This window comes from Streptococcus hyointestinalis, from assembly GCF_041225505.1.
Lineage (GTDB): Bacteria > Bacillota > Bacilli > Lactobacillales > Streptococcaceae > Streptococcus > Streptococcus hyointestinalis_B.
In genome coordinates this window covers 1-20210 of sequence record NZ_JBCLSK010000012.1, presented here as the reverse complement: position 1 = coordinate 20210, position 20210 = coordinate 1, and the positions used below count along the sequence as shown (strand labels likewise).

Sequence of the window (20210 nt, the reverse complement as noted above, 5' to 3'; positions counted from 1 at the left end):
AAACATCACTCTACCTCTTCCAATTCAAATAAAGGATTATTAAACACATCACCGAAACCATCTTCTTCTAGTTCTTTTTGAGTAAGAGGTGTTCCAAGCCAAGAAGCCATAATATTTCCACCATGGTCTTTAAACAAGTATTGTGGTTTTCCATCTGACTCTTTTAAGCCTACTAAACTTACCTTATACCTCTTCTCTTTCTCAACCTCAACAGCATCAGGACCATAGGCAATAAGAGTTGCAAGGGCGTGTTGATTTTCTAGGTGATTTTCTCCATAAAGCCAATAGCATACTTCTGATGGAGTGTTTATAGTCCTCAACCAATTATTAATAGTCCAATCTGCTCTTTCACTTTTAACTTCTTCATACCAAACCATCACCTCTTGTGTGACTTTTGGCTTTTGAGGTGCACCTACGGTTATTTGATTAAGCTCTTCTTTACTTAACCATCCAGAGGTGCTTAGTAAGTAGTGGTACCGCGTTGTCTTACCATCAACATCAAGTATCTTTACTCTAACCAACAACTCATCACCGACTTTGTATTTCAGTTTTTCACTCATCGTTTACCCTCCTGAATCTCCTCTAACTGCTCTACTAACTTCACATAAGCTTCATAGCACTTGCCAGATAATTCGCTATCTGCATAAGCTTTCTCTATCAGCTCTTGACCTGTACCATAGAAACAACCGACTTTCCACATTTTGTTTGATTTAGTGTAAGTAAAGTAGCGACCGCTTGACCAGTTGTTTTTGAAAACTATATAGTCGTCATCTGACTTGACCCTTGCATCGCCACAGAACTCTGCATTGCCCCAGACACTAGCATTGCCATAGACCCTTGCATTGTAACAGACCCACGCATTGTCACAGACCCACGCATTGCCAAAGTGGCTTAGATTGTTTTCGCTCTCAATATAACCACCTAAATCCCCTTTTTCAACGTCGCTAAAATCTCGTAATGCTTTGATACGATATAGTGTACGTCCCGACATAATTTTTGTGTCATCTTTTAGTAGTTCGTATTTTTTCATCAGTTTTCACCTCTTTTTTTAATGGTTGCGCAACCTATACGCTGTGACCCTTTCACAAATCACAGCGCCCGCCGTCAGACTGTAAAAAAATATAATTTAAGGAGCAAAATCTAAAAATGGTATCGTTGAAAGATTTGTCTGACGGCAATAACCAGTGGACGAGTCGAACGTCCATTAACACCACGACTGGCTACGAGAAATCTTGATTTTAGGTTGCTTTCCGAAAATCCCAGCTCGAATTTTTTTATAGTTCCTCGAACTCCACTTTATACAACGGTTTGCCACGATATTTTGCCTTGAGCTGCGCTAGACACTTTCTAGCGTCGCCTTCTTTATCAAAGTAGTGTGTTTCGTCTACTTCCATATTGTCAAAAATTACTGTCACTGTGTAACTCATTTCTTTTTCTCCGTTTCTTCAATCAGCCAGTCTAAATGTTGACGGGCTTTTTTAAGGTCTTCTACACCATTCTTTTTCTGAAAGCGTAGTAGATACTTGATAATATTTCCCCAGCAATAAGCAGCTTTGCCAGCTAAATCACCGATAAAATTATCAATCACAGACATGGCTTCAAGTCCATATTTACCTTGATAATGTTTTGGCTTTTTGACTGGATCAAATTCTTGTTTAGTCATTTAACAACCCCATATCTAATAACTGTGCTCTGCGTAACCATTTCAATTGTATAGCGATAAATGTTCATGTGTTCACCTCTAATTGATATATTTCAGACTTTAAATTTCGTCCACGACAATACTCGTGAAAGTATAAAGCGTCTGTTCTTGTTTCAAAAACATGCTCATCAAATTCTTTTGAATTTGTGACTTTAAAAGGCACTGTCACTGAGCTATCGTATACTCTGACTACAAACTGTTTTCTACTCATAAACATTTCCCTCTGCAATTTTTAGTGCTTCTGCTACACTTCTAGCTACACCAACCAGTGCCCCACGTTTTTTCATAGCTTCCATAAATTGTTTTTGGTCTTGTCTGACTTTGCCGATTTCGTTCTTAACTTCGATAAAGAATATCTGCCCATCTGGACGAAAACCAAACAAATCTGAAAAACCTTTTGGCGCACCAGTATCAAACCAGCGACCGTCAGCCATACGCACTTTACCAACGTTTATCCGAAAAACCATATACCCAGCTTTTGATAAAGCCACCCTAATTTGATTTTGTATTGATGATTCTGTTGTCATAAGCCTAATGCCACCTTTTTAGAAAACTCATGAATAAAACACGACATACTTTCAAAAGGTTCATTATAACCATCAATTTTTAGTATTTTTAGTTCCATTTTTATCCCTTTCTATTAAAATTACTGCTGATTACCGCACAGATTACCACTTGAGGTAATCGTGAATTCCGTTGGCGCTCTAGGCTTTAGACCCTCTAAAAAGGTCGATTACTGCATTTTTGGCGAACTCTCTCTATATATTATTTATTTACTTATTTTTATATCAATTTAGAAAATAAGTAGTAATTCAGTAATCTAAGAGTGTAATCTCTTTTGTATCAATGGATTGCAAGATTACTGGTTGCGGTAATCTTGCAGTAATCAAGTAATCTTAGCAATGACTACAGTCGTCTTTTTACCGTCTTCAACTTCGTTCCATTTGAAACTATCGTTTGGAAAATCGTCAATCCGGTCTTTAAATGGCTGGAAATTGTTTAAAGGGGCTAATCGCTTCTTTTCCCATTTTTCAGGTAAACAACTTTCCAACTCTTTATCAAAATTACTTTTTTTAGGTGTTGTCACATTATTTCCCTTGCACCATTTTTGATAAACAATCCACAAATAGCGAACTGGTATTCGAGTAGAGACAACATTTTCAAGATATTCGTTCAAAAACTTCAAGATAGTATTGTTATCTTCTTTGAACTCTCTCATGCGTTCTTGTGTCGCTTTTGGTTCATCAAAACGGTCAAATTCAAGATTGATAGCTTTCCACAAAACATACTCAAGAACTTCTGGACGTTTGATGTAGTCATCTTTAATTGCCCAATTATCATCCTTAGCCGAAAATGTCCGCTTGAACGGAATGATTAAGACACGTCTATACGTTCCATTTGATTTGTTCTTGAAAACAGGCATAGCATTTGTAGACTGAATGACTGTCTTTTTAAAAATTGCCATGTAGGGATTTTCACCTTTTTTTTCAACAGACACCGCTTCACCAGTCACCACTGAATTAAAGTTCGATGACTCATCCACATAAATACCAGCCTGCACGTCATCACCAATAATGACCGTTTTTCCTTCAATGATAGCTAGTCCAAAACGCTCTGAGAACTGATTTAATTTTAGTGGTGCAACGTTACGCACGCCGACTAGATTGCTTATCATTTGCTGATACGTCCCTTTACCATCATTACCATTCCCAACAAGCCAGATAGATTTACGAAATGAATAGTTGCCATTTAACGAAGCAGCGATAACCTGCCATAAGAGCTTGACCAACTCTTTATCACCATTCATCAAGTCTAGTAACCAAGACTCCACGTCCCAACCGTCTATGATTGGGAGCGGAGCGTTGGGAACTAAGTTCGTCTCGATAGTACTAAAATTGATGAATTTATAGTCAAACGATAATAGTTTCTTGCGTGTTCTATCGTAAATGCCGTTTTTAACAAGGATGTAACGTCTCACGTCGAGATAATCTGGTTCAAAATCACAACGAATACCGTTACATTCAAATTTACGGTTAAAATTTGACAAGATGAAAAGGACGTTTCGTGACTTGGTTTCATTGAATGTTGGCTGTAAAATATGGATGAGACGATAAGCATAACGGTAATCTTTTTGATAAAAACCACGTTCTGGATCATAGATGGCGACCTTACCATTTTCCAGAGTAATAACGTGCATAAACTTATCAATGCCTTTTGCAACAGCTAACTCTGATAAATTTTTAATCTTGCTACCTTCTTTTTTATCCTCATTGACACGTTCCAACCAGTCTTCACGATAAGCTAACATTTTATTCTTGATAGCATTCCATGTTGACGGCTTGCCAGGCGTGATAACTGATTCATTCAAGCCCGCTTGTATTTCTGCTAATTCCTCCGGAGTCACACTTCCTCTCCTCTCCGTCTCACTTCTTTTTGACACATACTTCTAAAAGTCCTGTCTAGCTCTTTTTGTGGTAATGGGTCAGGCGTGTGTTGATTCGCTATCTTGCACAATTCGTAAGCCATCGCTGCGTCAACCCCACGAAAAAGCAATCCACCGACAAACTCTGCTAGTGTTTGATTGCGCCCACCTTCGTCACCAAAACCGGTGACAATCATTTCAAAGAGCTTCGCTGTCTTACTGCTGATACTATAATTACTAGATGTAAAACCAGACACATCATATTGCGGCGCTGGTGTGCTCGGTTTCATCCCTTGAAGAGCTTCTAATAATTTGTACGGTGCTTCAGTCATGCTGCCGTCAGCTGGTGAATGTTCCTTGTCCCATTGATAAATACCTTTAGCATTATTTGATGGTGGAACTAGCACGTAGTTATTATTATTTGCCTTTAAATCCACACCTTCAAGCATGCCGATATTTTGTTCTAGTTGAATATCTGGACGCTTTTTCAAAAAGATGTGCTTGCCACCGCTCGGCGTGATGGATTGCAAAGTCTTTGGAATAAGTTTTGCATATTCCCAGTTCCTCAAATTGCTAAGTCCATCAACGCCATTATGATTGTCAATATCAATGACAAAGAACGAATCCGTCTTCAAAGCAATGTTGGCGTCTGGATGTTCTCGCCATGCGATTTTGACTTCATTCTCTTTTAGTGGTGGCTTATCCGCAAACGCAATCAACGGCGTCTTGCTCTGTGGTGAAATAGGGATGACTGAATAGCCCAGTGATTGATAGTACAGCGCATAATCAACCATCTGCATAGTTTTTAGAATGGAAGATCAGAGTCGTCGAAATCATCAGCTGGATTGTGCATGGCCCCAAGCTCCGATTTTTCGATACGTTTGACGTTTAGATTGTCATATGTTTTGCCTTCATACTCTGATTTTTCATTTTTGACAGTGACCTTGATAGGCTTTCCGACTAACTGTTTTAAGTAATCATCTAGTGACGCAAAGCGTGTTCCGTCTGGAATACCAGCCTGTTTTGCCAAATTCATAATCGCCCCAGCTGGATATTTTCCGTCTGCTTTTTTAGCGAAAATACGATGGAAAATAACATTATTTTTAAACTCTTGCTCAAAATCTGAACGAATACGAAAATGGATGTTTAAGAAATCAGCCCCTTTTTTGGTTGCATCCTGCTCAGCTTTATCAATGAAAGTTTCGTAAGTACCGTCTGTAATTGACGCAAATTCTTGTGCTTGTGAATAATCTATTGCAAACATAATGTATAGTCTCCTTTAATATAAAATTCCAATTTTTTTAGCCATGTACCAGACCCAACCAGCCTTATAGCCGTGTTGTTTTCGGTACTCTTTTAGTTCTTCCATGCTTTGACATTCCCCAGGGTCAGCGTAGGTGCTGACTTTATCACGAATTTTTGCCAAGCGTTTTTCAGTAATTTCAATGAGTCTAGCCTCTTTAATCTCTTCGATTTCTTTGACTGTTAGCTCATTAACGTGCCCACATTCTGGGCAGACTCGCTCTGCGCTCCAATAGGTCGCATAGCACACCTCGCAAACTCTGGTGGTGGGTTCACCAACCTTGGCACTCTGCTTCTTTTGGCTAGAGCCTTCCAACGTCCAATTTCTGTCCATGTTCGGTAAACCAAATCGCTCCACATTGCCGACGTGGTCAATGATAGTTGCTACCTTCCCCTCTCGTGGATTTAGGGGCCGCATGGCAAACTGTAAATATAGTGATAAAGATTTCGTAGGGCGCAGCATAATGCAAACATCTACGTTTGGCAGGTCAATGCCTTCTGTGAATAACTCACAGTTCACCATGATTTTCAGTTCCCCTTTTTTAAATGAGCGCATAGCCCTCTCACGTTCGTTTTTAGGCGTTTTACCACTGACAACTATAGAACTATACCCTGCTTGATTAAATGCCTCAGAAACGTTTTTAGAGGCTTCTACGTTGTGTGTATAAACGATAGCTTGTTTATCTTTAGCTAATCGCTCATAATGCTTTAAAACATCGCCGTAAATAACGGACCTCATCGCCTCATCCACAGAAGCCTTAGTAAAGTCTCCAGAACTCTTCTTTAAAAGGCTAGTATCAATCATTGATGGTGCATAGTAGCGAAATATAGCGATGCGATTGTGTTCTTGCAACCACTTCACCGATTTTCCGACAATCAAATCGTCTGCAATGTCATCAAAACCTTCACCATTCAATCGGATTGGTGTCCCTGTAAAAAGCAACTTGTAAGCCTGTGAAAAATAGTTAATAATTTTCGCATAGGACTTAGCTTTACTGTGGTGCGCTTCGTCAATCAAAATGATTTCTGGGATTGGTAACGTATCAAGACGTCTAACTAGTGACTGGACCCCGCCAATGGTGACTAAGTCCATATCAACACCAAATTTTGAAAAGGTCGCTTCGACTTGTTCATTGATTTCTTTACGATGACTGAAAAACAAGACGTGATTGCCTTTTGCGGTTGCTTGTTTAGCGATGTATGCCATGACTACTGTTTTCCCTGAGCGTGGTGGTGATTGCACGATAATACTTTTATTACCTGCAATCATTGATTTTTTGATGTCATCAACCAGTTCTTGCTGGTAATCACGTAACTGTAAACTCAAATAATTCCTCCATCTTACAAGCCTTCCTGTTATCCAGCCTGTTTTTAGCGTAAGTGCCCTCCGACCCCTCTAAAATCAGCCCACGTTCATCCGTCTTCGGGTTGACGATAATACGCCCGACAACATCTGTAAGTCCTAAAAGTTTATTTAAAACTTTAGATCGAATTTCTGGAACATACTGCGTAATAATCTGCCCTGTTTCCAAGCTTAAATCTCTGGTTTCTTCCCATGCTGTGATATAGATGTTGATTGGTTTTGAATAGATGGCTGACAAAACCCGCAAAAAGTAGTTTGTCCATTGATTATAATGTTGTATCTCGTTACTGATACCATTTTTAGAACTACGTCCTTGTTCAATAAACCAATCAGATTCAAAACTAGAAATGTTATCAATGACTAAATTATCGTACTGATCTATCACTTCATCCACTTCTCTCAAAAACAGTGTTATGTCTTCTGAGGGGTGTTCTCTGTCAAACGATATGCGCCCTTCATCATCAATAGTCCTAACATCAACGTTTGGTGCATTTTGCAAAACTTTATGTGAGTTATCAAGAGACAAAACGATTGTTTTTCCTTTTAAATATCGGATTAACGATGTTTTACCTAGTCCAGCTTTACCATAGACTAGTACCCGCCAGTTCTTAGTAAGTTCGATATTAGTCGCTTTAGTTATTTTCATTCCCTTTTAAACTCCTTTGTCGACAGTCCTGCCCACTTGACTAAAATACTATTGCCAGTGTAGCCTTCAACTTCATGCAGCAACTGTGGGTTGCTGCGGATGTCTTTGTTTAAATCGTCAACATCAAAATACTTCTTGTAAAATATCATCTAATCACCAAACTTTCCGTTTGTTTCACGCTAACACCATCGACAAGTAAGCCCTCTTTGATGTCAGCTAGCAATTCTTTTTTATCCAGTTTCTTTTCAACTTTGTAGTATTCATCGCTGATATGCTCTTCAGTCTCAATGTTAAGACTTGGCGCATTCTTCTTGATATAAAAACTAAATAGTGGTGTTTGAAATTTCAGCTTGCCAGTGGCTTCCATGCTGTTTTTGAGATAGCTGGCTGTATGTTTGATGGTATTTTCATCACGCTTGTTTAAGTCTTGCAGACGCTTGATTTCAGCCTTGCGACTTTCGATGTCAGCCTTTTTGTTCTTTTGCATTTTGGCGATGTTTTCAGCCTTGGTTTCAAAGTCGGCTTCAACGCTTTCAATCTCTTTCAACCAATCATCGCCCTCTGCTTCATCAAAGTCCATGTTGTAAAGAAAGTTGTATTTGTCTTCAAGTTCGTATAATGTAGCCATTATTTCGTCACCTCGTTTAGTAATTTATTGATTTCCTTTGCATTCAAGCGGATTTGATCGCTCGCTGTCTCGTGGCGGTTAGCTTCCAAAAGCTGGTCAATCAGTTCACGACGAACCTCATTCTGCCACTCTCTCAACTCTGCTTTTTCGTCGCTATCTTGAAAATAGCTAGAATAGTTGAGACTGCCATCTTTATCACGTACACAACGACCTGCTTTGATGTCCTTTGAGACATAAACTCTAATAGTTGTTTTAGGAACACCAGTCGCTTCCTCTACCTCTTTATAGTCAGCTTTTGGGTGTCCCTTGTAAAAATTCCGAACACGTTCTGCTTGTGTAATCATTATTTTCCGCCTTTCCAATTATGCACTGCTGTTAAAATGCTATCAATCACAGCATTTAACTCTGCATTCTCTTTGATGTAGTAGTCACGCTCTGCAATTATCTTTTGCCACTCGCTGCGTTTTAAAGTGACTGTTTCTTCAGTAAAATCCATCCTAGCCACCTCAGCTTTCTAATGTTTCTAATCGCTTATCGTATGACCGAATGTACCAGTCTTTCAACTCTGTATAAAGCGCTTGTGCCATTTCATATTCTTCTGCCGTTAGCTCTTTATTCTGAGACTTACCGAAAACATGTAGCACTAACATTCTGACAGCGTTGTGAACTTGCGCAAAGCCCAAGGTATGGTAGCTGGTTTCGTTTATCACTTCGTTGTACTGCGGTGCATTCGTGTAAATAAACTTTGCAGGGTCAACAGAGCGTACATTCCAATCGTTTCTCAATTTCTCTACGACATCAGGATATTTCTGATTGATTTCTAATAACTCATCCCCTTTAAAGCTCACCTCTTTAAACAAGCCCTGTGGGGTGATAGGTTTATGGCTCATCCGTTGAGCGATGATTTCTTCCAGTTGACTTTCAGTTAAGGTATAAATTTTCTCCATGATGTGTCCTTTCGTTTTCAAGGTACACAAAAAGCGTACCTGTTTTTTAGGGTTGCTGAAAACAGGTACGCTATGATATAATCAAAACGTGCCTATTTTCGTATGAATATGGGTGCGTTGTTCGCTCAACGTGTGTAAAGTTTCTCAGGCTTACACGTTGAGCTCTTTTTTTACCTCTCTTTAAGAAGCTCGATACCAGAAACAACAACTTCTGCTTTTGAAATCCCCATTTCTTGAGATAACTTTGTTATGTCATCAAACTCTGTTTGGGTCAAACGAATAGCTAGGCTTTTGTTTCTTGGTTCAGAACCCTTTAGAGGTCGCCCCATTTTTTTCGTCAATATTAGTCCTCCTTGCTATTTGATATGACAAGGAAAGCTAATAAAATTGTGATTACTAAATCAACTGTATTCAGTAAATCAAAGCCTTGTATTACAGACAAAATGGCATGTAATACAAGTAAAATCACAACTAAAATTTTGAATTGTTTCATTGCTTTTTAATCTTGAACTTGATATACTAAGAACAACGCCAAGCCTCGGGGCTTTCGCCCCTGCTTAGCTAAGGTTTTATTTTTTGAGAAGTGCTTCCACAATCTCTAAAATCGTTTTGAGTATTTCAAATTTGATTAAGAGAATGGCAAGCTCTTCTTTTTTGTTGTCCTTTTTCAAGTTCATAGCTCCTTTCTATTAGTTTCCTTGTCTAAGATTGCTCCTTTATCAACCTTATGTCACTATTATACATTATGTATTGCGTTATGTCAATAGTTTTCGCAATACATTTTTATTTTTTTGAAAAAACTTGTTTCCAACGCACCCATATTCAATTTTCAAAGGTCTATCATCTCACTCCTCTAAATCAAACTGTCCTCTGAAATGCCGTGAGCTTTATTGTAAGCTTCTTTTGACTTTTCCCAACTTTGCCATTCACGACGTGGTACTTCCACTTGTTCTTGTTTCTTACTGAAAATAAAGTTAAATAGTTTCATTGTTGTGTTCTCCTTATTTATTGCGACCTTGTCCAGAAGTCGTGTTTTAGTATTGTTTTTTGAGCCATTCGATGATGGCATAGCGTGACCAGCGTTTGGCTGGTAGCTCTTTTGGAAAGCCTGCTTTATAGCGATAATGCTCCTCAAAGCAACTAGTTGAAATCCCTAGAAACTCACAGGTTTCCTTGATATTCATTAGACCGTTACCTTCCTTGGAACGCTCTAAATCCAGCAATTCCTTAACAGCTGCTTTCACAGTCTGCTTTATCCATTCAGACAAACTTTCTAAAAAGTTCCCCATAGCAGCCTCCTTTTGTGGTATAATTTAGTTAAGTATTTTTTGTGTGCCGCTGATTTTTCAGTGGCTTTTTTAATAGCCAAGTTTTAAAACGTGGTCTGTTGCTCTACGACCACCCGTACTTTCGCTCAAATTTGAGCAAAAGTCCTCATTCTCAGTAAAGCCGTACCCTACCATGCGAGGAAACCAGTCTTTATATGCCGTCTTAACCTCTAGCGCCTTATGCAACTGCCGACCAGATACAACAGGTTCTTGATTTTCGTTTAAAGTAACGTTGATAATTTCGTTCATAACTTTCCTTTCTAATTTGGTATAATATAATCAAAAAATGGAGTTGAACTTATGGAATTTTTTAATACAGTCGTTGGTGTTCTAGCCCTAATTATCTCGATAGTAGCTCTTTTACACTCTGTTTATTACAATATGGTCAAGTTAAAGCTGTCTAACTGCTCATTCAACAGAGTGGATGATGGATATGACACGCTTTACGAATTTGACATCAGCAATCTCTCCAATGTATCTGTTACTATTAAGAATGTTGAACTTTATAGCAAAGATGGGAAACTATTAACTGATAACAATTTCGACCCCTTCACAAAGCACAGAGACGAATATGGGAGCTATAGTACTGATATGATGGGGATGACCCTATCCTTACCAACTCCGTACTTTCCGCTAGATAGTGGCTGGGAGTCTAGCCCATTCAAGCATGAGACTGAGATATTCCCTGCTAGCAGAGAGAGTTTTTCTTACTACCTAGATGAAAAACCACACACAGTAAAGATAACAGCTGATAAGCGTATCCATAAATTCAGGAAACATCAATTATTCGTTCCCCATTTTGATGATAATTGCTAGAATAGCAATGTTGGCTATCAAATTTAAGATAAGTGCTGCGGTTAGTAGCATTTTTCTTTCCTCCTGATTTTTAAAATTTTTAAGCGCTAGTGGTTCGTTATCAATTGTTAATGTTCGGACTTCTTGTCCGTGAAAGTTATAAATTTCCTGCATGTTGTTCCTTTCAGTTTTAAAATTATACGAATTTTCGTATATTGAGATAAAAAAATTAGCCTACGTCTGAAAATAAAAATTCTGCGTCATACTCAGGAAAAAAACGATTTCTTATAGCCATTGCTTCTCCAAATTTAAAATCAGACTTCCCATCGATTTTTTCACGTATAGTACGATAATCTACACCTAAAAAATCAGCCATGTCAACTAACGTTACATTCTCTTTTTTTCTGATTTTCTCTATATTTTTCTGCACACCCCTCACCCCTTTCTGAATTCGTCTAGACTAACATCTAGTGCGTCAGCAATTTTTTCCATGTTCGACCAAGATAAATACTTTATCCTACCACTCTTTAAATCGCTAAACTGACTTCTGTTAATGCCAGACAGCGTTGCTAGTCTGTTCATATTGAGATTTCTCTCAAGCATAATTTGTTGTAGTTTTTGCCACATTTTTACCTCCCATACAATATATAGTGTTGCGTTTCTAGACATACAGCTAAATGTTGTAAATCACATACATTTCTGATACAATATCTTTAGATTGCCCGTTAATGTAGTGATACATTTTCTGTACTGGGTGAATTCAGAGAAAGCCTAAGTCAAATGATAAGGTAACCCTGAGCTAAGTCCTTAATAGGAAAAGTGCAACGCATAGGTTAATTAACCCACGAGCGCCCAGCATCTCTACGAGATGAAGATATATGCTGAACTTGCAAGAAATTGTAAGAAGTATCGGATAAAAAGCCGATACGATAACAAATTGAACAAAGAATTCTTTAATGCTGCAAATAATCTAGCGAAAGCTATTGATCTAATTAAACCTGACAATATTGATGTTGTTAAACAAAGTCAACAATTAGCACAACAATTCAATAAAATGTCAGAAGCTATGAAACCTATCGGAGGTGGTGCCTATAAAGAAGCTATGATAAAAACAACCCCAAAAATTGCAGACATTAAATTTGACTTCTCTGGTAATCTGATAATCACACTTAGTCTATCGTTAGATAGACTTTTTTCTGCTATACGGATACCTATTTGGTCTCATGCACCCCTCATCCCCTCTCTTTTTAAGGTTTTTACTAGATAGCAATTGTAATAATAATAGCTAAAATAGTAAGAGCAATAATAAACCAAAACAAAATGCGATAGGTTTTATCTTCCATTTTTTGACACCTTTTGATATAATGAGAATACATAGTTAGCCTTGGGGCTTACGCCCCTCAACTAACATGTGAACCTTAGAACTTTTCTAAGATTTTTTCGAGCAAGCTTAGTAGTGCGATGACTAGATTGATGAGAGCAATCATTAGTGTCACCTTTTTCTCACTACTGAGCTTTTTTCGTTTGCTTGAACGTTTTCTCATTATGAGTTCCTTTCTACTAGTTTCCTTGTCTAAGATTGCCTTTCTCAACCTTACGAGTATATTATATACGAATTTTCGTATGTTGTCAATAGTTTTTCTTGCTTTTTTTTACTTTTTCTTTCTTTACGTACGATTTTTCGTATGATATAATAGAGAAAAGGAGACAATACATGAATGAAACTGAATTAAAAAGAATGATTGAACACAAATATAACAGTATAAGAGCATTTGCTATTGAAAATGATATTCCATATACAACTATGCGCTCAATACTAGAAAGAGGAATATTAAATGCAAAAGCAGAGACAATTTTTAAAATTTGTAAAATATTAAACATCCGTCCTGAAGAAATTGATGGTGTTTCTTTAACTTATACGAATACCACCCCACAATCCCCACAGAAGCCCTCAGATTTGCGTTTAGCACGTCTGACGGACAATTATACTCAGTTAGACGACAAACGACGTGACAAGCTTGTAGACACGTCTATAAAGCTTGTGAAAGAGATGAATAATGATGATGCTGTTGAGGAAGAACTCTTTGAGTATCACGTCTATGAAAAGTTATCCGCTGGTATCGGAACAGCTTACTTTGAGGATAGAAACTATGATACAGTCTACTTTGACGAAGAGATAGACCACGATCTGGCTAGTTGGGTTTACGGTGACTCTATGGAGCCAGAATACCTCAATGGCTCTGTTGCCCTCATCAAAGGTACAGGATTTGACTATGATGGAGCTATCTATGCCGTGGACTGGGACGGACAAAGTTACATCAAGAAAGTTTACAAAGAAAAAGACGGCTTACGCCTCGTCTCTCTTAATAAAAAGTACGCTGACAAATTTGCTCCTTACGATGAAGAACCTCGTATCATCGGTAAAATCGTTGGTAACTTTATGCCAATGGAAAATTAAAAAACAAATATGTGCAACCACTGAACCACACTAAAAGCTGGAGAAAGGAAAAAAACATGGGAGCTACTTCTATATCTGTTAGACAAGTCCAACAATTTGACATTCCTGATGGAAAAACAGACATAACAAAAGCCAATGTAACAATTGGCTCTATTTCTAAAACTAGTAAAACTTTAAATATCGAAAATAAGACATTCGTAAAATTTAAAGGTAGTTATACAAAAACTATTGATGATGAGATTTTAGTTTATAATCTTGAGGCTGATGAATACCAACAATATGAAAAATACCAAAAAGCTTTCGAGTTTGACATTTTTTATTCTTCGTCAGATCAACTATTATTTCTAAGCACAACAACTCCAATTGCCAAAAAGTTTTTAAAAGAGCTCGAAAAAATAGATGGTTTAGAAATCAGATATACTTCATTAAAATTTGATTTGAAGACTATCTCTAATATGATGCCGCAAACAAAAGGCGTTTCATTTAATAGTAACGACGCTGGTGTATCCAGTAAGTCTTTTTCTGGTGATGAAGTAGATGTTAACGACGAAGCAATAGAAGCCTTAGATAATGATGAAGCAACAAAAATTATAGGAACCTTAGATATTCTCGGGAAATCTCGTACAATAATGCTAACTCAATCAGGTACAATTTTATCTTTCACATCATTGACGGATTTCTCTGACCAGAAAGAGTATCCAATGTTAGAATTTGCAATTGCAACTTTAATAAAAATTGGAATGTTACATTAAGTACGAGAAAGCGGAATATATTCTTTGATAAGTTTTTCAATATCTTGGTAATTTGAAGATGTTCCATGAATCTTATTCATATTAGTTGTAACTGTTAATTTGTTATCAGTAAATTTCAGGTTAAAGCTTTTGATTTCAGATTTACCAATGTGTTTTACAGTCAATCTATAGAATGGATTATAATTTTTTTCTTTTGTTGTCTGAATTGTGACATCATAACGTTCCTTACTGTTTGGCATTTTTGCGAATTGTGAAAACAATTCATTACGAATACTAATAAACGATTTCCAAAATTTATTGACATCTCTATAAGCAAGTTGATAGTCAATTTTAAATATGAGGAGCCATCCATCTGCTTTTTTATGAAAATTCAAGGTTAAGTCACTTTTTAAACCATCTTTTGATATTCTCATGTACAAGTCTTCTTCAGTCCTTTTCACATATGCCTCTTCAACCATATAATCGTTTGTATCTAGAGATGACCTTACTAATGATTCTAAGTCTGAAAATTCAATACTGTCATCAATATATTTATAACTTTTTGGAGCAAAAGAAACAGTTTTTAAAAATAGATATGCTCTTAGTTTGTTCCAATTTATGTATATCCAATCTATCTCAGAGTACAAACCTGCTATTATCGGTATTATTCCAAGAAAACTAGTAAAATTGACAACATTAGGAGAAGTAATAGCTGAGTAAATATGTATGGATGTCCAAATTAAAGAAATAACAATTAGAATAATTTTAGTATATTTCATATTATAGTTACTCCAAAAAATCTTATTTATTACTATTAAGAAGATTATAGCATAAAAAAGCCCCAAACTCTCCCCGCCAAGTTTGAGTGTGAGACTTATCCACTAATATAAACCAAGGTACTTATACTGTACTGTATTTCTGTACCTCTGTTTTTCTATACTCTATTTTACCATGAAAGGAGGTGATATCAACCATTCTCCCTTAAAAGACCTTGTCCAGAAGTCACTTTTAAAAGGAGAAACATAATGAAATACATCAAAACAAAATACCCAAATATTTTCACTTACACTAACGCAAAAGGCAAACTCTACTATGTCAGAAAGACTGTTATTATTCAGGGCAAGAAAAAAGAAATTACCAAGAGCGGACTAAAAACGCTCTCTCAAGCACGCTCTGTACTCTCTGACATTGAGCAAAAAGCACGAAATAACGAGTACGCTATTGACAAAAATCTCACGGTGGACGCTTACTGGGCTATGTACTGTGAAAATCGTATCAAGACAGGTAGATGGGCGCCAGACACCATCTCTAATAAAGACAAGGCTTATACTCACCGCTTTAAAGAGCGATATGGTAAAGTCAAAATGAGAGATGTCTCACGTCATGAGTATGAAATGTACATTAACGATCTTTTAAAACGTTTCACTTTCCATACCGTTAAGCAATCTCATGGTATTTTTAACGCCATGTTTAACGATGCTGTCACAAATAAATACCTTGATGACAACCCCATTAATGGTATTTATATTGGCAAAAGTAGTAAACCATCTAAAAACAAGCGCTTATCTTTGGAAGAGTTCAAGGCGTGGGATGAGACAGCACGCTCCATATTGACCGACTATCAATATACCATGGTTAGACTGACCTATTTAGGTCTACGCCGTAGTGAGGTTGCCGGACTCAAGTTTTCTGATTTCATTAAGCGCACCGATGGATTATACACCATCACGATAACAGAAAGCCGCACACTAAGACGTAAAAACGGTAAAGCCCTTAAAACACAATCATCAAGGCGTACCTTAATAGCAGATGACCAAACATCAGCTTTTATTGACTATGCTATTAAACAATCTTATCAGATTGGCAAACAGTGCAACCATATTTTATCAAAAGAAGATTTTCTTTTCCGTGTCGCCTATGAAACACACAAACGTTTTGGAGAGCCCGTTCCAGTGGGACACTTGCAATATCTTTTTGACAAGGTTAATAATCAGCTAGATAGCAAAGTATCGCCGCACATGATGAGACACTTCTTTGCTACACAAGGCGTTATCGCTGGCGTGCCTATCGCCCACATGGCGGCTGCGCTTGGTCACTCTACTCATTACATGACTGAAAAGTACACTCACATCAAAGATGAGGTGGCTAGCAACGTTACACAAACCATCATGCAAGCCATCAATTGACAGCAAAAAATCCCCACTAATTTCCCCGACTAATTCCCAAAATCCACACCTATCCACAAGTTCGCTCTAAAAAGAAAAATCTTAAAAACCTTGATTTAAAGCCTTTTTACACCTTTCAAATCCATTAAAAAAATTGAATTAGCGTTATAACAGAATTTTCCAAATATTGTAGTCTTAATTCTCATAAAAGCGTATTCTAGGCAAAATATGAACCTCAATAAAAGAACTCTAGTTTTGTAACTAGAGTCCTCTTTTTATTTCAGTTTGTCCTTAATGCTGTCAACGACACCTTCTACTGTTTCTTTGGCGTCGTCTGCCAGCTCTTTGCCTTTAGCAACTGTCTTGTCAACAAAGCCTTCGGCTTCTAACTTTTTGTCACCTGTCACCTTGCCTACTTTTTCTTTTAAGCTACCAGCGGCTTGGTCCAGTTTGGCTTTTAATTTTTCTTCTGACATAGGAATACCTCCTTTTGTGATATGCTCTATCATCTCACTTTTTGAAAGCGTTGTCAAATATTATGTATTTTCTAGCAAAAAAGAGTCTCTATAAACACTATCGTTCCTAAACACCCTTTTGTTCTTGATGTCATTCCTCACCACTTCCTTATTGCAATGCTGAACTCATTTGTGCTACGTACGCATTTAGCTCGTCACGATAATCTTTTAAAAATTGAACTAAATCCGATTTCCCAACGATAGGCGACCTTCTCATAGCACCGTAGGCTTGTTTTTGTTGCGCAATGCCTTCTTCAACGCCGTCTCTCATTGACTGGAATGTCGTAGCATCTGTGAGACCATATTGTGCCATAGCTGCTTCGTAATTGCTCAAATACTCATTGACGATTAACTGATACATTGTGAGATAGTCATCGTAGGTTGCGATACTCTCGATTGTAGCATCCGAAGTATCCACTGGATTAAAACTACTCACCACAGTCGTGCTACTCTCTGCTGTCGTACTTTCAGCAGTTGAAGAACTACTAGATGTACTGCTAGACGTAGATGACTCCTCCGTACTACTTGAAGAACTCGAAGAAGTGGCTGTCACTTTTGTTTCTTCTTGCGTCTTAGACGAATTACCTCCTAGTTTACCTACATAGGCAAGTAGTGCAATGACCAAGAGCCAAAACCAAATGCGTTTATAGATTGGTTTTTTCGATGATTTTCCATTTTTTGCCATAAAGATTCTCCCAACCTTAAATTTTCCTTAAAATAATTATATATATATATATATTGTCAAGCGGTTTCAAAAAGTTTTTTTCAAAAAAATGACACCTAGGAAACTTTTTTAATGGATTTCATATGGTCAGCGCTGAAAGAAAGTGGTAGAATGAGTTTGTAAGCGCTTAACAGTATATGATATCAGCCTGCTTATCGACTGAAAGGAAAGGAGATTATCCTATGGAAAACACGCAAACAGCTGACACATACAGATACCTCAAATGGTATGATATTTTAGTGGTCACTCTCATTTTATTTGGTTGGTTTATTTTCAAATCCAATGCTATCTTACTCGGTTTTATCAAGACTGGCGACTCAGGCTCTGTCGGGGCGGCGGTTGATTATTTACCAAACTTTATCTTTCAAAGCTGCATGCTTGTCTTGACCTTTGTCTACCTCAAGTTTCGTCATTTTGACTTCAAGAGTCTGCCTATCCGTCTGTCTTGGTCTGTGCTCTTGTGGGTGCCCCTTGTCTTTGCAGCTATGGGCTTGATTTCAGACGTATTTTACAGCGTCACAGGCTACTACAACTACTTTGACCCTAAAATTTTGGGCGCTATTGATTGGAGCTTTGGGGCTGTTGTCACGAAAATCTTAGCCCTCTCGCCCATGCTCATCCTCTATAGCCTTTTAAACGGTTTTTACGAAGAGTTCTTCTTCCTTGGGTTACTAACTAGCGTCAAGGACGAGCATAAATGGCTGGTTCTCGTCTACTCCACTATCATCCGTATCTCATTTCACACCTACCAAGGCATGACCTCAGCTCTCATCATTGGTGTGGTGGTCGGACTTTTCTACTACTTCGTCTACAAATATCTGGTCAAAAATCTCCTGCCATTCTTCTTGGTACATGCTCTTGCCGACATGTTTGGCTCCAGCTTGATTTACCTCTTGGTCAATTGGGGATAAGACACAAAAAAAGCTCTCAAGGAGAGCTTTTTTAGGATTAGAGACGAGCGTTAAGTTCAGCGCTAAGATCTTCAAATCCTGATTTACCAAGAAGGGCAAACATATTTCTCTTGTAAGCTTCAACACCTGGTTGGTCAAATGGGTTGACGCTGTTAAGGTAACCTGAAACAGCAATGGCAAGCTCAAAGAAGTAGATAAGGTAACCGAGAGTAAACTCATCTTGTTCTGGGATAGTGATGAATGTGTTTGGCACACCACCGTCAGTATGGGCAAGAAGCACACCGTCTGTTGCTTTTTTGTTAACAAAGTCAACGTCTTTTCCTTGAAGGTAACCAAGTCCGTCAAGATCCTCATCAAGTTCTGGGATAATCACGTTTTTGCGTGGTTTGTCAACACGAACAACTGTTTCAAAAAGGTTGCGTGTTCCTTCTTGGATGAATTGACCAAGTGAGTGAAGGTCAGTTGAGAAGTTGGCTGATGTTGGGTAGATTCCTTTTTGGTCTTTACCTTCTGACTCACCAGCTAATTGTTTCCACCATTCTGCAAAGTATTGAAGAGATGGCTCATAGTTAGCAAAGATTTCAGTAGTGTAGCCTTTGCGGTAAAGGGCGTTACGAACAGCAGCGTATTGGTAAGCGATGTTTTCTGAAATCTTGTCTGATGACAAGTCTTTACGAGCAGCGTTTGCTCCAGCCATCAATTGATTCAAGTCAGCACCTGAAGCTGCGATTGGAAGAAGTCCTACAGCTGTAAGCACTGAGAAACGTCCACCAACGTTATCTGGAACGACAAATGTTTCCCAGTTGTTAGCGTCAGCTTCAACCTTGACAGCACCTTTGACACGGTCAGTTGTAGCGTAGATACGTTTGTTGGCTTCTTCTTGACCGTATTTGTTCACCAAAAGCTCTTTGAAAACACGAAAGGCGATGGCTGGTTCTGTTGTTGTCCCTGATTTTGAGATAACGTTAACAGAGAACTCTTTGTCTTGTACGTACTCAACAAGGTCTGCTAGGTAAGTTGAAGAGATAGAGTTTCCAGCGTAGAGGATTTGTGGTGCTTTGCGTTCTTCGGCAGTTTGAAGGTTAGCAAAGTGGTTGTTCAAGAAATCAATGGCTGCTTTTGCTCCAAGGTAAGAACCACCAATACCGATAACCACCAAGACTTCGCTGTCTGATTTAATCTTTTCAGCAGCTTTTAGGATACGGTCAAATTCTTCTTCATCGTAGTTTTCAGGAAGGTCAAGCCAGCCTAGGAAATCTGCACCAGGTCCAGTCCCATTACGAAGCATGCTGTCTGCAATGCTAACTTGTGGTTGGAAATACTCGACTTCGTGAGGTGCGACAAACTTGTCCAATACTTTAGAATAATCAAATGAAATATGTGACATCATATTCTCCTTATTTAAAAAACAATTCACCTTTTATCTTACTCTTTTTCAGCTTTTTTTTCAATGGTTTTGCTGTGCTTTTTCAAAAGAAAATAAACCGCTACCATAAAGGCAAAATTCAAGTCCAAGTTAGCCAGCGTATAACACCTCTCTGGGAGTTTTGTAATCTAATACTTTCTTAGGATA

Annotated in this window: 31 protein-coding genes and 1 pseudogene; 6 read left to right on the top strand and 26 right to left on the bottom strand. The window is 38.0% G+C overall.

Annotated elements, in window-relative coordinates; translation table 11 throughout:
* Window positions 1–5: 5 nt before the first annotated feature.
* The 19 genes and pseudogenes from AALA56_RS04475 to AALA56_RS04385 form a co-directional block, all read right to left on the bottom strand.
* Window positions 6–560, bottom strand: a complete 555-nt coding sequence (locus tag AALA56_RS04475) for a DUF1642 domain-containing protein (RefSeq protein ID WP_369908935.1) — start codon at window positions 558–560, stop codon at window positions 6–8.
* On the bottom strand, window positions 557–1030 hold the full coding sequence (locus AALA56_RS04470) for a hypothetical protein (protein ID WP_369908934.1): 474 nt from the start codon (window positions 1028–1030) through the stop codon (window positions 557–559). Before AALA56_RS04470 ends, AALA56_RS04475 begins: the two co-directional genes overlap by 4 nt.
* 244 nt (window positions 1031–1274) lie before the next feature.
* Window positions 1275–1427, bottom strand: a complete 153-nt coding sequence (locus AALA56_RS04465; RefSeq protein WP_369908932.1) for a DUF7204 family protein — start codon at window positions 1425–1427, stop codon at window positions 1275–1277.
* Entirely contained in the window at window positions 1424–1663 is a 240-nt protein-coding gene (locus tag AALA56_RS04460; protein ID WP_369908931.1) for a DUF3310 domain-containing protein, read from the bottom strand. Before AALA56_RS04460 ends, AALA56_RS04465 begins: the two co-directional genes overlap by 4 nt.
* A gap of 242 nt (window positions 1664–1905) precedes the next feature.
* The gene (locus tag AALA56_RS04455; RefSeq protein WP_369908930.1) at window positions 1906–2229 is read right to left on the bottom strand and encodes a VRR-NUC domain-containing protein; all 324 of its coding nucleotides are present in this window, start codon (window positions 2227–2229) and stop codon (window positions 1906–1908) included.
* Window positions 2230–2588: 359 nt separating this feature from the next.
* Complete coding sequence (locus tag AALA56_RS04450) at window positions 2589–4106, bottom strand: phage/plasmid primase, P4 family (protein ID WP_369908929.1); 1518 nt, start codon at window positions 4104–4106, stop codon at window positions 2589–2591.
* Window positions 4103–4918, bottom strand: coding sequence for a bifunctional DNA primase/polymerase (locus AALA56_RS04445; protein ID WP_369908928.1), 816 nt, complete (start codon window positions 4916–4918; stop codon window positions 4103–4105). Before AALA56_RS04445 ends, AALA56_RS04450 begins: the two co-directional genes overlap by 4 nt.
* 11 nt (window positions 4919–4929) lie before the next feature.
* A complete protein-coding gene (locus tag AALA56_RS04440; RefSeq protein WP_369908927.1) occupies window positions 4930–5388 on the bottom strand; it encodes a DUF669 domain-containing protein in 459 nt (152 codons plus the stop codon).
* A 15-nt stretch (window positions 5389–5403) separates the two neighbouring features.
* The gene (locus AALA56_RS04435) at window positions 5404–6696 is read right to left on the bottom strand and encodes a DEAD/DEAH box helicase (RefSeq protein WP_369908988.1); all 1293 of its coding nucleotides are present in this window, start codon (window positions 6694–6696) and stop codon (window positions 5404–5406) included.
* Window positions 6697–6733: 37 nt separating this feature from the next.
* Complete coding sequence (locus AALA56_RS04430) at window positions 6734–7435, bottom strand: AAA family ATPase (RefSeq protein ID WP_369908926.1); 702 nt, start codon at window positions 7433–7435, stop codon at window positions 6734–6736.
* The gene (locus AALA56_RS04425; protein WP_369908925.1) at window positions 7432–7584 is read right to left on the bottom strand and encodes a hypothetical protein; all 153 of its coding nucleotides are present in this window, start codon (window positions 7582–7584) and stop codon (window positions 7432–7434) included. The genes AALA56_RS04430 and AALA56_RS04425 overlap by 4 nt, the downstream gene beginning before the upstream one ends.
* Complete coding sequence (locus AALA56_RS04420) at window positions 7581–8063, bottom strand: siphovirus Gp157 family protein (protein ID WP_369908924.1); 483 nt, start codon at window positions 8061–8063, stop codon at window positions 7581–7583. The genes AALA56_RS04425 and AALA56_RS04420 overlap by 4 nt, the downstream gene beginning before the upstream one ends.
* A complete protein-coding gene (locus AALA56_RS04415; RefSeq protein WP_369908923.1) occupies window positions 8063–8407 on the bottom strand; it encodes a hypothetical protein in 345 nt (114 codons plus the stop codon). The genes AALA56_RS04420 and AALA56_RS04415 overlap by 1 nt, the downstream gene beginning before the upstream one ends.
* Window positions 8407–8559 (bottom strand): hypothetical protein, encoded by a 153-nt coding sequence (locus AALA56_RS04410; RefSeq protein ID WP_369908922.1) that lies wholly within the window; start codon window positions 8557–8559, stop codon window positions 8407–8409. Before AALA56_RS04410 ends, AALA56_RS04415 begins: the two co-directional genes overlap by 1 nt.
* Window positions 8560–8569: 10 nt before the next feature.
* Entirely contained in the window at window positions 8570–9010 is a 441-nt protein-coding gene (locus AALA56_RS04405; protein WP_369908921.1) for a hypothetical protein, read from the bottom strand.
* Between the two features lie 170 nt (window positions 9011–9180).
* On the bottom strand, window positions 9181–9351 hold the full coding sequence (locus tag AALA56_RS04400) for a hypothetical protein (protein ID WP_369908920.1): 171 nt from the start codon (window positions 9349–9351) through the stop codon (window positions 9181–9183).
* A 512-nt stretch (window positions 9352–9863) separates the two neighbouring features.
* A complete protein-coding gene (locus AALA56_RS04395; protein WP_369908919.1) occupies window positions 9864–9998 on the bottom strand; it encodes a hypothetical protein in 135 nt (44 codons plus the stop codon).
* A 46-nt stretch (window positions 9999–10044) separates the two neighbouring features.
* Window positions 10045–10299, bottom strand: coding sequence for a helix-turn-helix transcriptional regulator (locus AALA56_RS04390; protein ID WP_369908918.1), 255 nt, complete (start codon window positions 10297–10299; stop codon window positions 10045–10047).
* A 78-nt stretch (window positions 10300–10377) separates the two neighbouring features.
* Window positions 10378–10587: pseudogene (locus tag AALA56_RS04385) on the bottom strand (antA/AntB antirepressor family protein); the annotation flags it as partial.
* Between the two features lie 51 nt (window positions 10588–10638).
* Here AALA56_RS04385 and AALA56_RS04380 point away from each other — a divergent pair.
* On the top strand, window positions 10639–11154 hold the full coding sequence (locus tag AALA56_RS04380; protein WP_369908917.1) for a hypothetical protein: 516 nt from the start codon (window positions 10639–10641) through the stop codon (window positions 11152–11154).
* Between the two features lie 208 nt (window positions 11155–11362).
* Here AALA56_RS04380 and AALA56_RS04375 read toward each other — a convergent pair whose 3' ends face one another.
* Both AALA56_RS04375 and AALA56_RS04370 read right to left on the bottom strand, forming a co-directional pair.
* Window positions 11363–11563, bottom strand: coding sequence for an XRE family transcriptional regulator (locus AALA56_RS04375; RefSeq protein WP_369908916.1), 201 nt, complete (start codon window positions 11561–11563; stop codon window positions 11363–11365).
* A 5-nt stretch (window positions 11564–11568) separates the two neighbouring features.
* Complete coding sequence (locus tag AALA56_RS04370) at window positions 11569–11760, bottom strand: helix-turn-helix domain-containing protein (protein WP_369908915.1); 192 nt, start codon at window positions 11758–11760, stop codon at window positions 11569–11571.
* Window positions 11761–12070: 310 nt separating this feature from the next.
* Here AALA56_RS04370 and AALA56_RS04365 point away from each other — a divergent pair, with 310 nt between their 5' ends.
* Window positions 12071–12400 carry a hypothetical protein gene (locus AALA56_RS04365; RefSeq protein ID WP_369908914.1) on the top strand — a complete coding sequence of 110 codons (330 nt, stop codon included), beginning with the start codon at window positions 12071–12073 and terminating at the stop codon, window positions 12398–12400.
* A 151-nt stretch (window positions 12401–12551) separates the two neighbouring features.
* On the opposite strand, the gene AALA56_RS04360 is transcribed toward AALA56_RS04365, so the two are convergent.
* Window positions 12552–12677: a hypothetical protein gene (locus AALA56_RS04360; RefSeq protein WP_369908913.1), complete on the bottom strand. Its 126-nt coding sequence runs from the start codon at window positions 12675–12677 to the stop codon at window positions 12552–12554.
* Between the two features lie 170 nt (window positions 12678–12847).
* Here AALA56_RS04360 and AALA56_RS04355 point away from each other — a divergent pair, with 170 nt between their 5' ends.
* Together AALA56_RS04355 and AALA56_RS04350 are read left to right on the top strand one after the other, a co-directional pair.
* Window positions 12848–13591, top strand: a complete 744-nt coding sequence (locus AALA56_RS04355) for an XRE family transcriptional regulator (RefSeq protein ID WP_369908912.1) — start codon at window positions 12848–12850, stop codon at window positions 13589–13591.
* A gap of 56 nt (window positions 13592–13647) precedes the next feature.
* Window positions 13648–14343: a hypothetical protein gene (locus AALA56_RS04350; protein ID WP_369908911.1), complete on the top strand. Its 696-nt coding sequence runs from the start codon at window positions 13648–13650 to the stop codon at window positions 14341–14343.
* Here the strand turns inward: AALA56_RS04350 and AALA56_RS04345 are convergent.
* Window positions 14340–15101, bottom strand: a complete 762-nt coding sequence (locus AALA56_RS04345; RefSeq protein ID WP_369908910.1) for a hypothetical protein — start codon at window positions 15099–15101, stop codon at window positions 14340–14342. The two genes, AALA56_RS04350 and AALA56_RS04345, sit on opposite strands and share 4 nt — an antisense overlap.
* 246 nt (window positions 15102–15347) lie before the next feature.
* On the opposite strand from AALA56_RS04345, the gene AALA56_RS04340 reads away from it, so the two are divergent.
* Window positions 15348–16508 (top strand): tyrosine-type recombinase/integrase, encoded by a 1161-nt coding sequence (locus tag AALA56_RS04340; protein WP_369908909.1) that lies wholly within the window; start codon window positions 15348–15350, stop codon window positions 16506–16508.
* A 254-nt stretch (window positions 16509–16762) separates the two neighbouring features.
* Here the strand turns inward: AALA56_RS04340 and AALA56_RS04335 are convergent, their stop codons facing one another.
* Together AALA56_RS04335 and AALA56_RS04330 are read right to left on the bottom strand one after the other, a co-directional pair.
* Window positions 16763–16963 carry a CsbD family protein gene (locus AALA56_RS04335; RefSeq protein ID WP_369908908.1) on the bottom strand — a complete coding sequence of 67 codons (201 nt, stop codon included), beginning with the start codon at window positions 16961–16963 and terminating at the stop codon, window positions 16763–16765.
* A 148-nt stretch (window positions 16964–17111) separates the two neighbouring features.
* Window positions 17112–17687 (bottom strand): hypothetical protein, encoded by a 576-nt coding sequence (locus tag AALA56_RS04330; RefSeq protein WP_369908907.1) that lies wholly within the window; start codon window positions 17685–17687, stop codon window positions 17112–17114.
* A 221-nt stretch (window positions 17688–17908) separates the two neighbouring features.
* On the opposite strand from AALA56_RS04330, the gene AALA56_RS04325 reads away from it, so the two are divergent.
* Window positions 17909–18637, top strand: coding sequence for a CPBP family intramembrane glutamic endopeptidase (locus AALA56_RS04325; protein ID WP_369908906.1), 729 nt, complete (start codon window positions 17909–17911; stop codon window positions 18635–18637).
* 37 nt (window positions 18638–18674) lie between these two features.
* Here the strand turns inward: AALA56_RS04325 and AALA56_RS04320 are convergent, their stop codons facing one another.
* A complete protein-coding gene (locus tag AALA56_RS04320; protein ID WP_369908905.1) occupies window positions 18675–20024 on the bottom strand; it encodes a glucose-6-phosphate isomerase in 1350 nt (449 codons plus the stop codon).
* Window positions 20025–20210 lie beyond the last annotated feature (186 nt).

Coding starts and splice junctions, on each gene's coding strand:
- AALA56_RS04475 (WP_369908935.1), bottom strand. CDS start 560: ATGAGTGAAAAACTGAAATACAAAGTCGGTGATGAGTTGTTGGTTAGA.
- AALA56_RS04470 (WP_369908934.1), bottom strand. CDS start 1,030: ATGAAAAAATACGAACTACTAAAAGATGACACAAAAATTATGTCGGGA.
- AALA56_RS04465 (WP_369908932.1), bottom strand. CDS start 1,427: ATGAGTTACACAGTGACAGTAATTTTTGACAATATGGAAGTAGACGAA.
- AALA56_RS04460 (WP_369908931.1), bottom strand. CDS start 1,663: ATGACTAAACAAGAATTTGATCCAGTCAAAAAGCCAAAACATTATCAA.
- AALA56_RS04455 (WP_369908930.1), bottom strand. CDS start 2,229: ATGACAACAGAATCATCAATACAAAATCAAATTAGGGTGGCTTTATCA.
- AALA56_RS04445 (WP_369908928.1), bottom strand. CDS start 4,918: ATGGTTGATTATGCGCTGTACTATCAATCACTGGGCTATTCAGTCATC.
- AALA56_RS04440 (WP_369908927.1), bottom strand. CDS start 5,388: ATGTTTGCAATAGATTATTCACAAGCACAAGAATTTGCGTCAATTACA.
- AALA56_RS04435 (WP_369908988.1), bottom strand. CDS start 6,696: ATGATTGCAGGTAATAAAAGTATTATCGTGCAATCACCACCACGCTCA.
- AALA56_RS04430 (WP_369908926.1), bottom strand. CDS start 7,435: ATGAAAATAACTAAAGCGACTAATATCGAACTTACTAAGAACTGGCGG.
- AALA56_RS04425 (WP_369908925.1), bottom strand. CDS start 7,584: ATGATATTTTACAAGAAGTATTTTGATGTTGACGATTTAAACAAAGAC.
- AALA56_RS04420 (WP_369908924.1), bottom strand. CDS start 8,063: ATGGCTACATTATACGAACTTGAAGACAAATACAACTTTCTTTACAAC.
- AALA56_RS04415 (WP_369908923.1), bottom strand. CDS start 8,407: ATGATTACACAAGCAGAACGTGTTCGGAATTTTTACAAGGGACACCCA.
- AALA56_RS04410 (WP_369908922.1), bottom strand. CDS start 8,559: ATGGATTTTACTGAAGAAACAGTCACTTTAAAACGCAGCGAGTGGCAA.
- AALA56_RS04405 (WP_369908921.1), bottom strand. CDS start 9,010: ATGGAGAAAATTTATACCTTAACTGAAAGTCAACTGGAAGAAATCATC.
- AALA56_RS04395 (WP_369908919.1), bottom strand. CDS start 9,998: ATGAAACTATTTAACTTTATTTTCAGTAAGAAACAAGAACAAGTGGAA.
- AALA56_RS04390 (WP_369908918.1), bottom strand. CDS start 10,299: ATGGGGAACTTTTTAGAAAGTTTGTCTGAATGGATAAAGCAGACTGTG.
- AALA56_RS04380 (WP_369908917.1), top strand. CDS start 10,639: ATGGAATTTTTTAATACAGTCGTTGGTGTTCTAGCCCTAATTATCTCG.
- AALA56_RS04370 (WP_369908915.1), bottom strand. CDS start 11,760: ATGTGGCAAAAACTACAACAAATTATGCTTGAGAGAAATCTCAATATG.
- AALA56_RS04360 (WP_369908913.1), bottom strand. CDS start 12,677: ATGAGAAAACGTTCAAGCAAACGAAAAAAGCTCAGTAGTGAGAAAAAG.
- AALA56_RS04355 (WP_369908912.1), top strand. CDS start 12,848: ATGAATGAAACTGAATTAAAAAGAATGATTGAACACAAATATAACAGT.
- AALA56_RS04350 (WP_369908911.1), top strand. CDS start 13,648: ATGGGAGCTACTTCTATATCTGTTAGACAAGTCCAACAATTTGACATT.
- AALA56_RS04345 (WP_369908910.1), bottom strand. CDS start 15,101: ATGAAATATACTAAAATTATTCTAATTGTTATTTCTTTAATTTGGACA.
- AALA56_RS04340 (WP_369908909.1), top strand. CDS start 15,348: ATGAAATACATCAAAACAAAATACCCAAATATTTTCACTTACACTAAC.
- AALA56_RS04335 (WP_369908908.1), bottom strand. CDS start 16,963: ATGTCAGAAGAAAAATTAAAAGCCAAACTGGACCAAGCCGCTGGTAGC.
- AALA56_RS04330 (WP_369908907.1), bottom strand. CDS start 17,687: ATGGCAAAAAATGGAAAATCATCGAAAAAACCAATCTATAAACGCATT.
- AALA56_RS04325 (WP_369908906.1), top strand. CDS start 17,909: ATGGAAAACACGCAAACAGCTGACACATACAGATACCTCAAATGGTAT.
- AALA56_RS04320 (WP_369908905.1), bottom strand. CDS start 20,024: ATGTCACATATTTCATTTGATTATTCTAAAGTATTGGACAAGTTTGTC.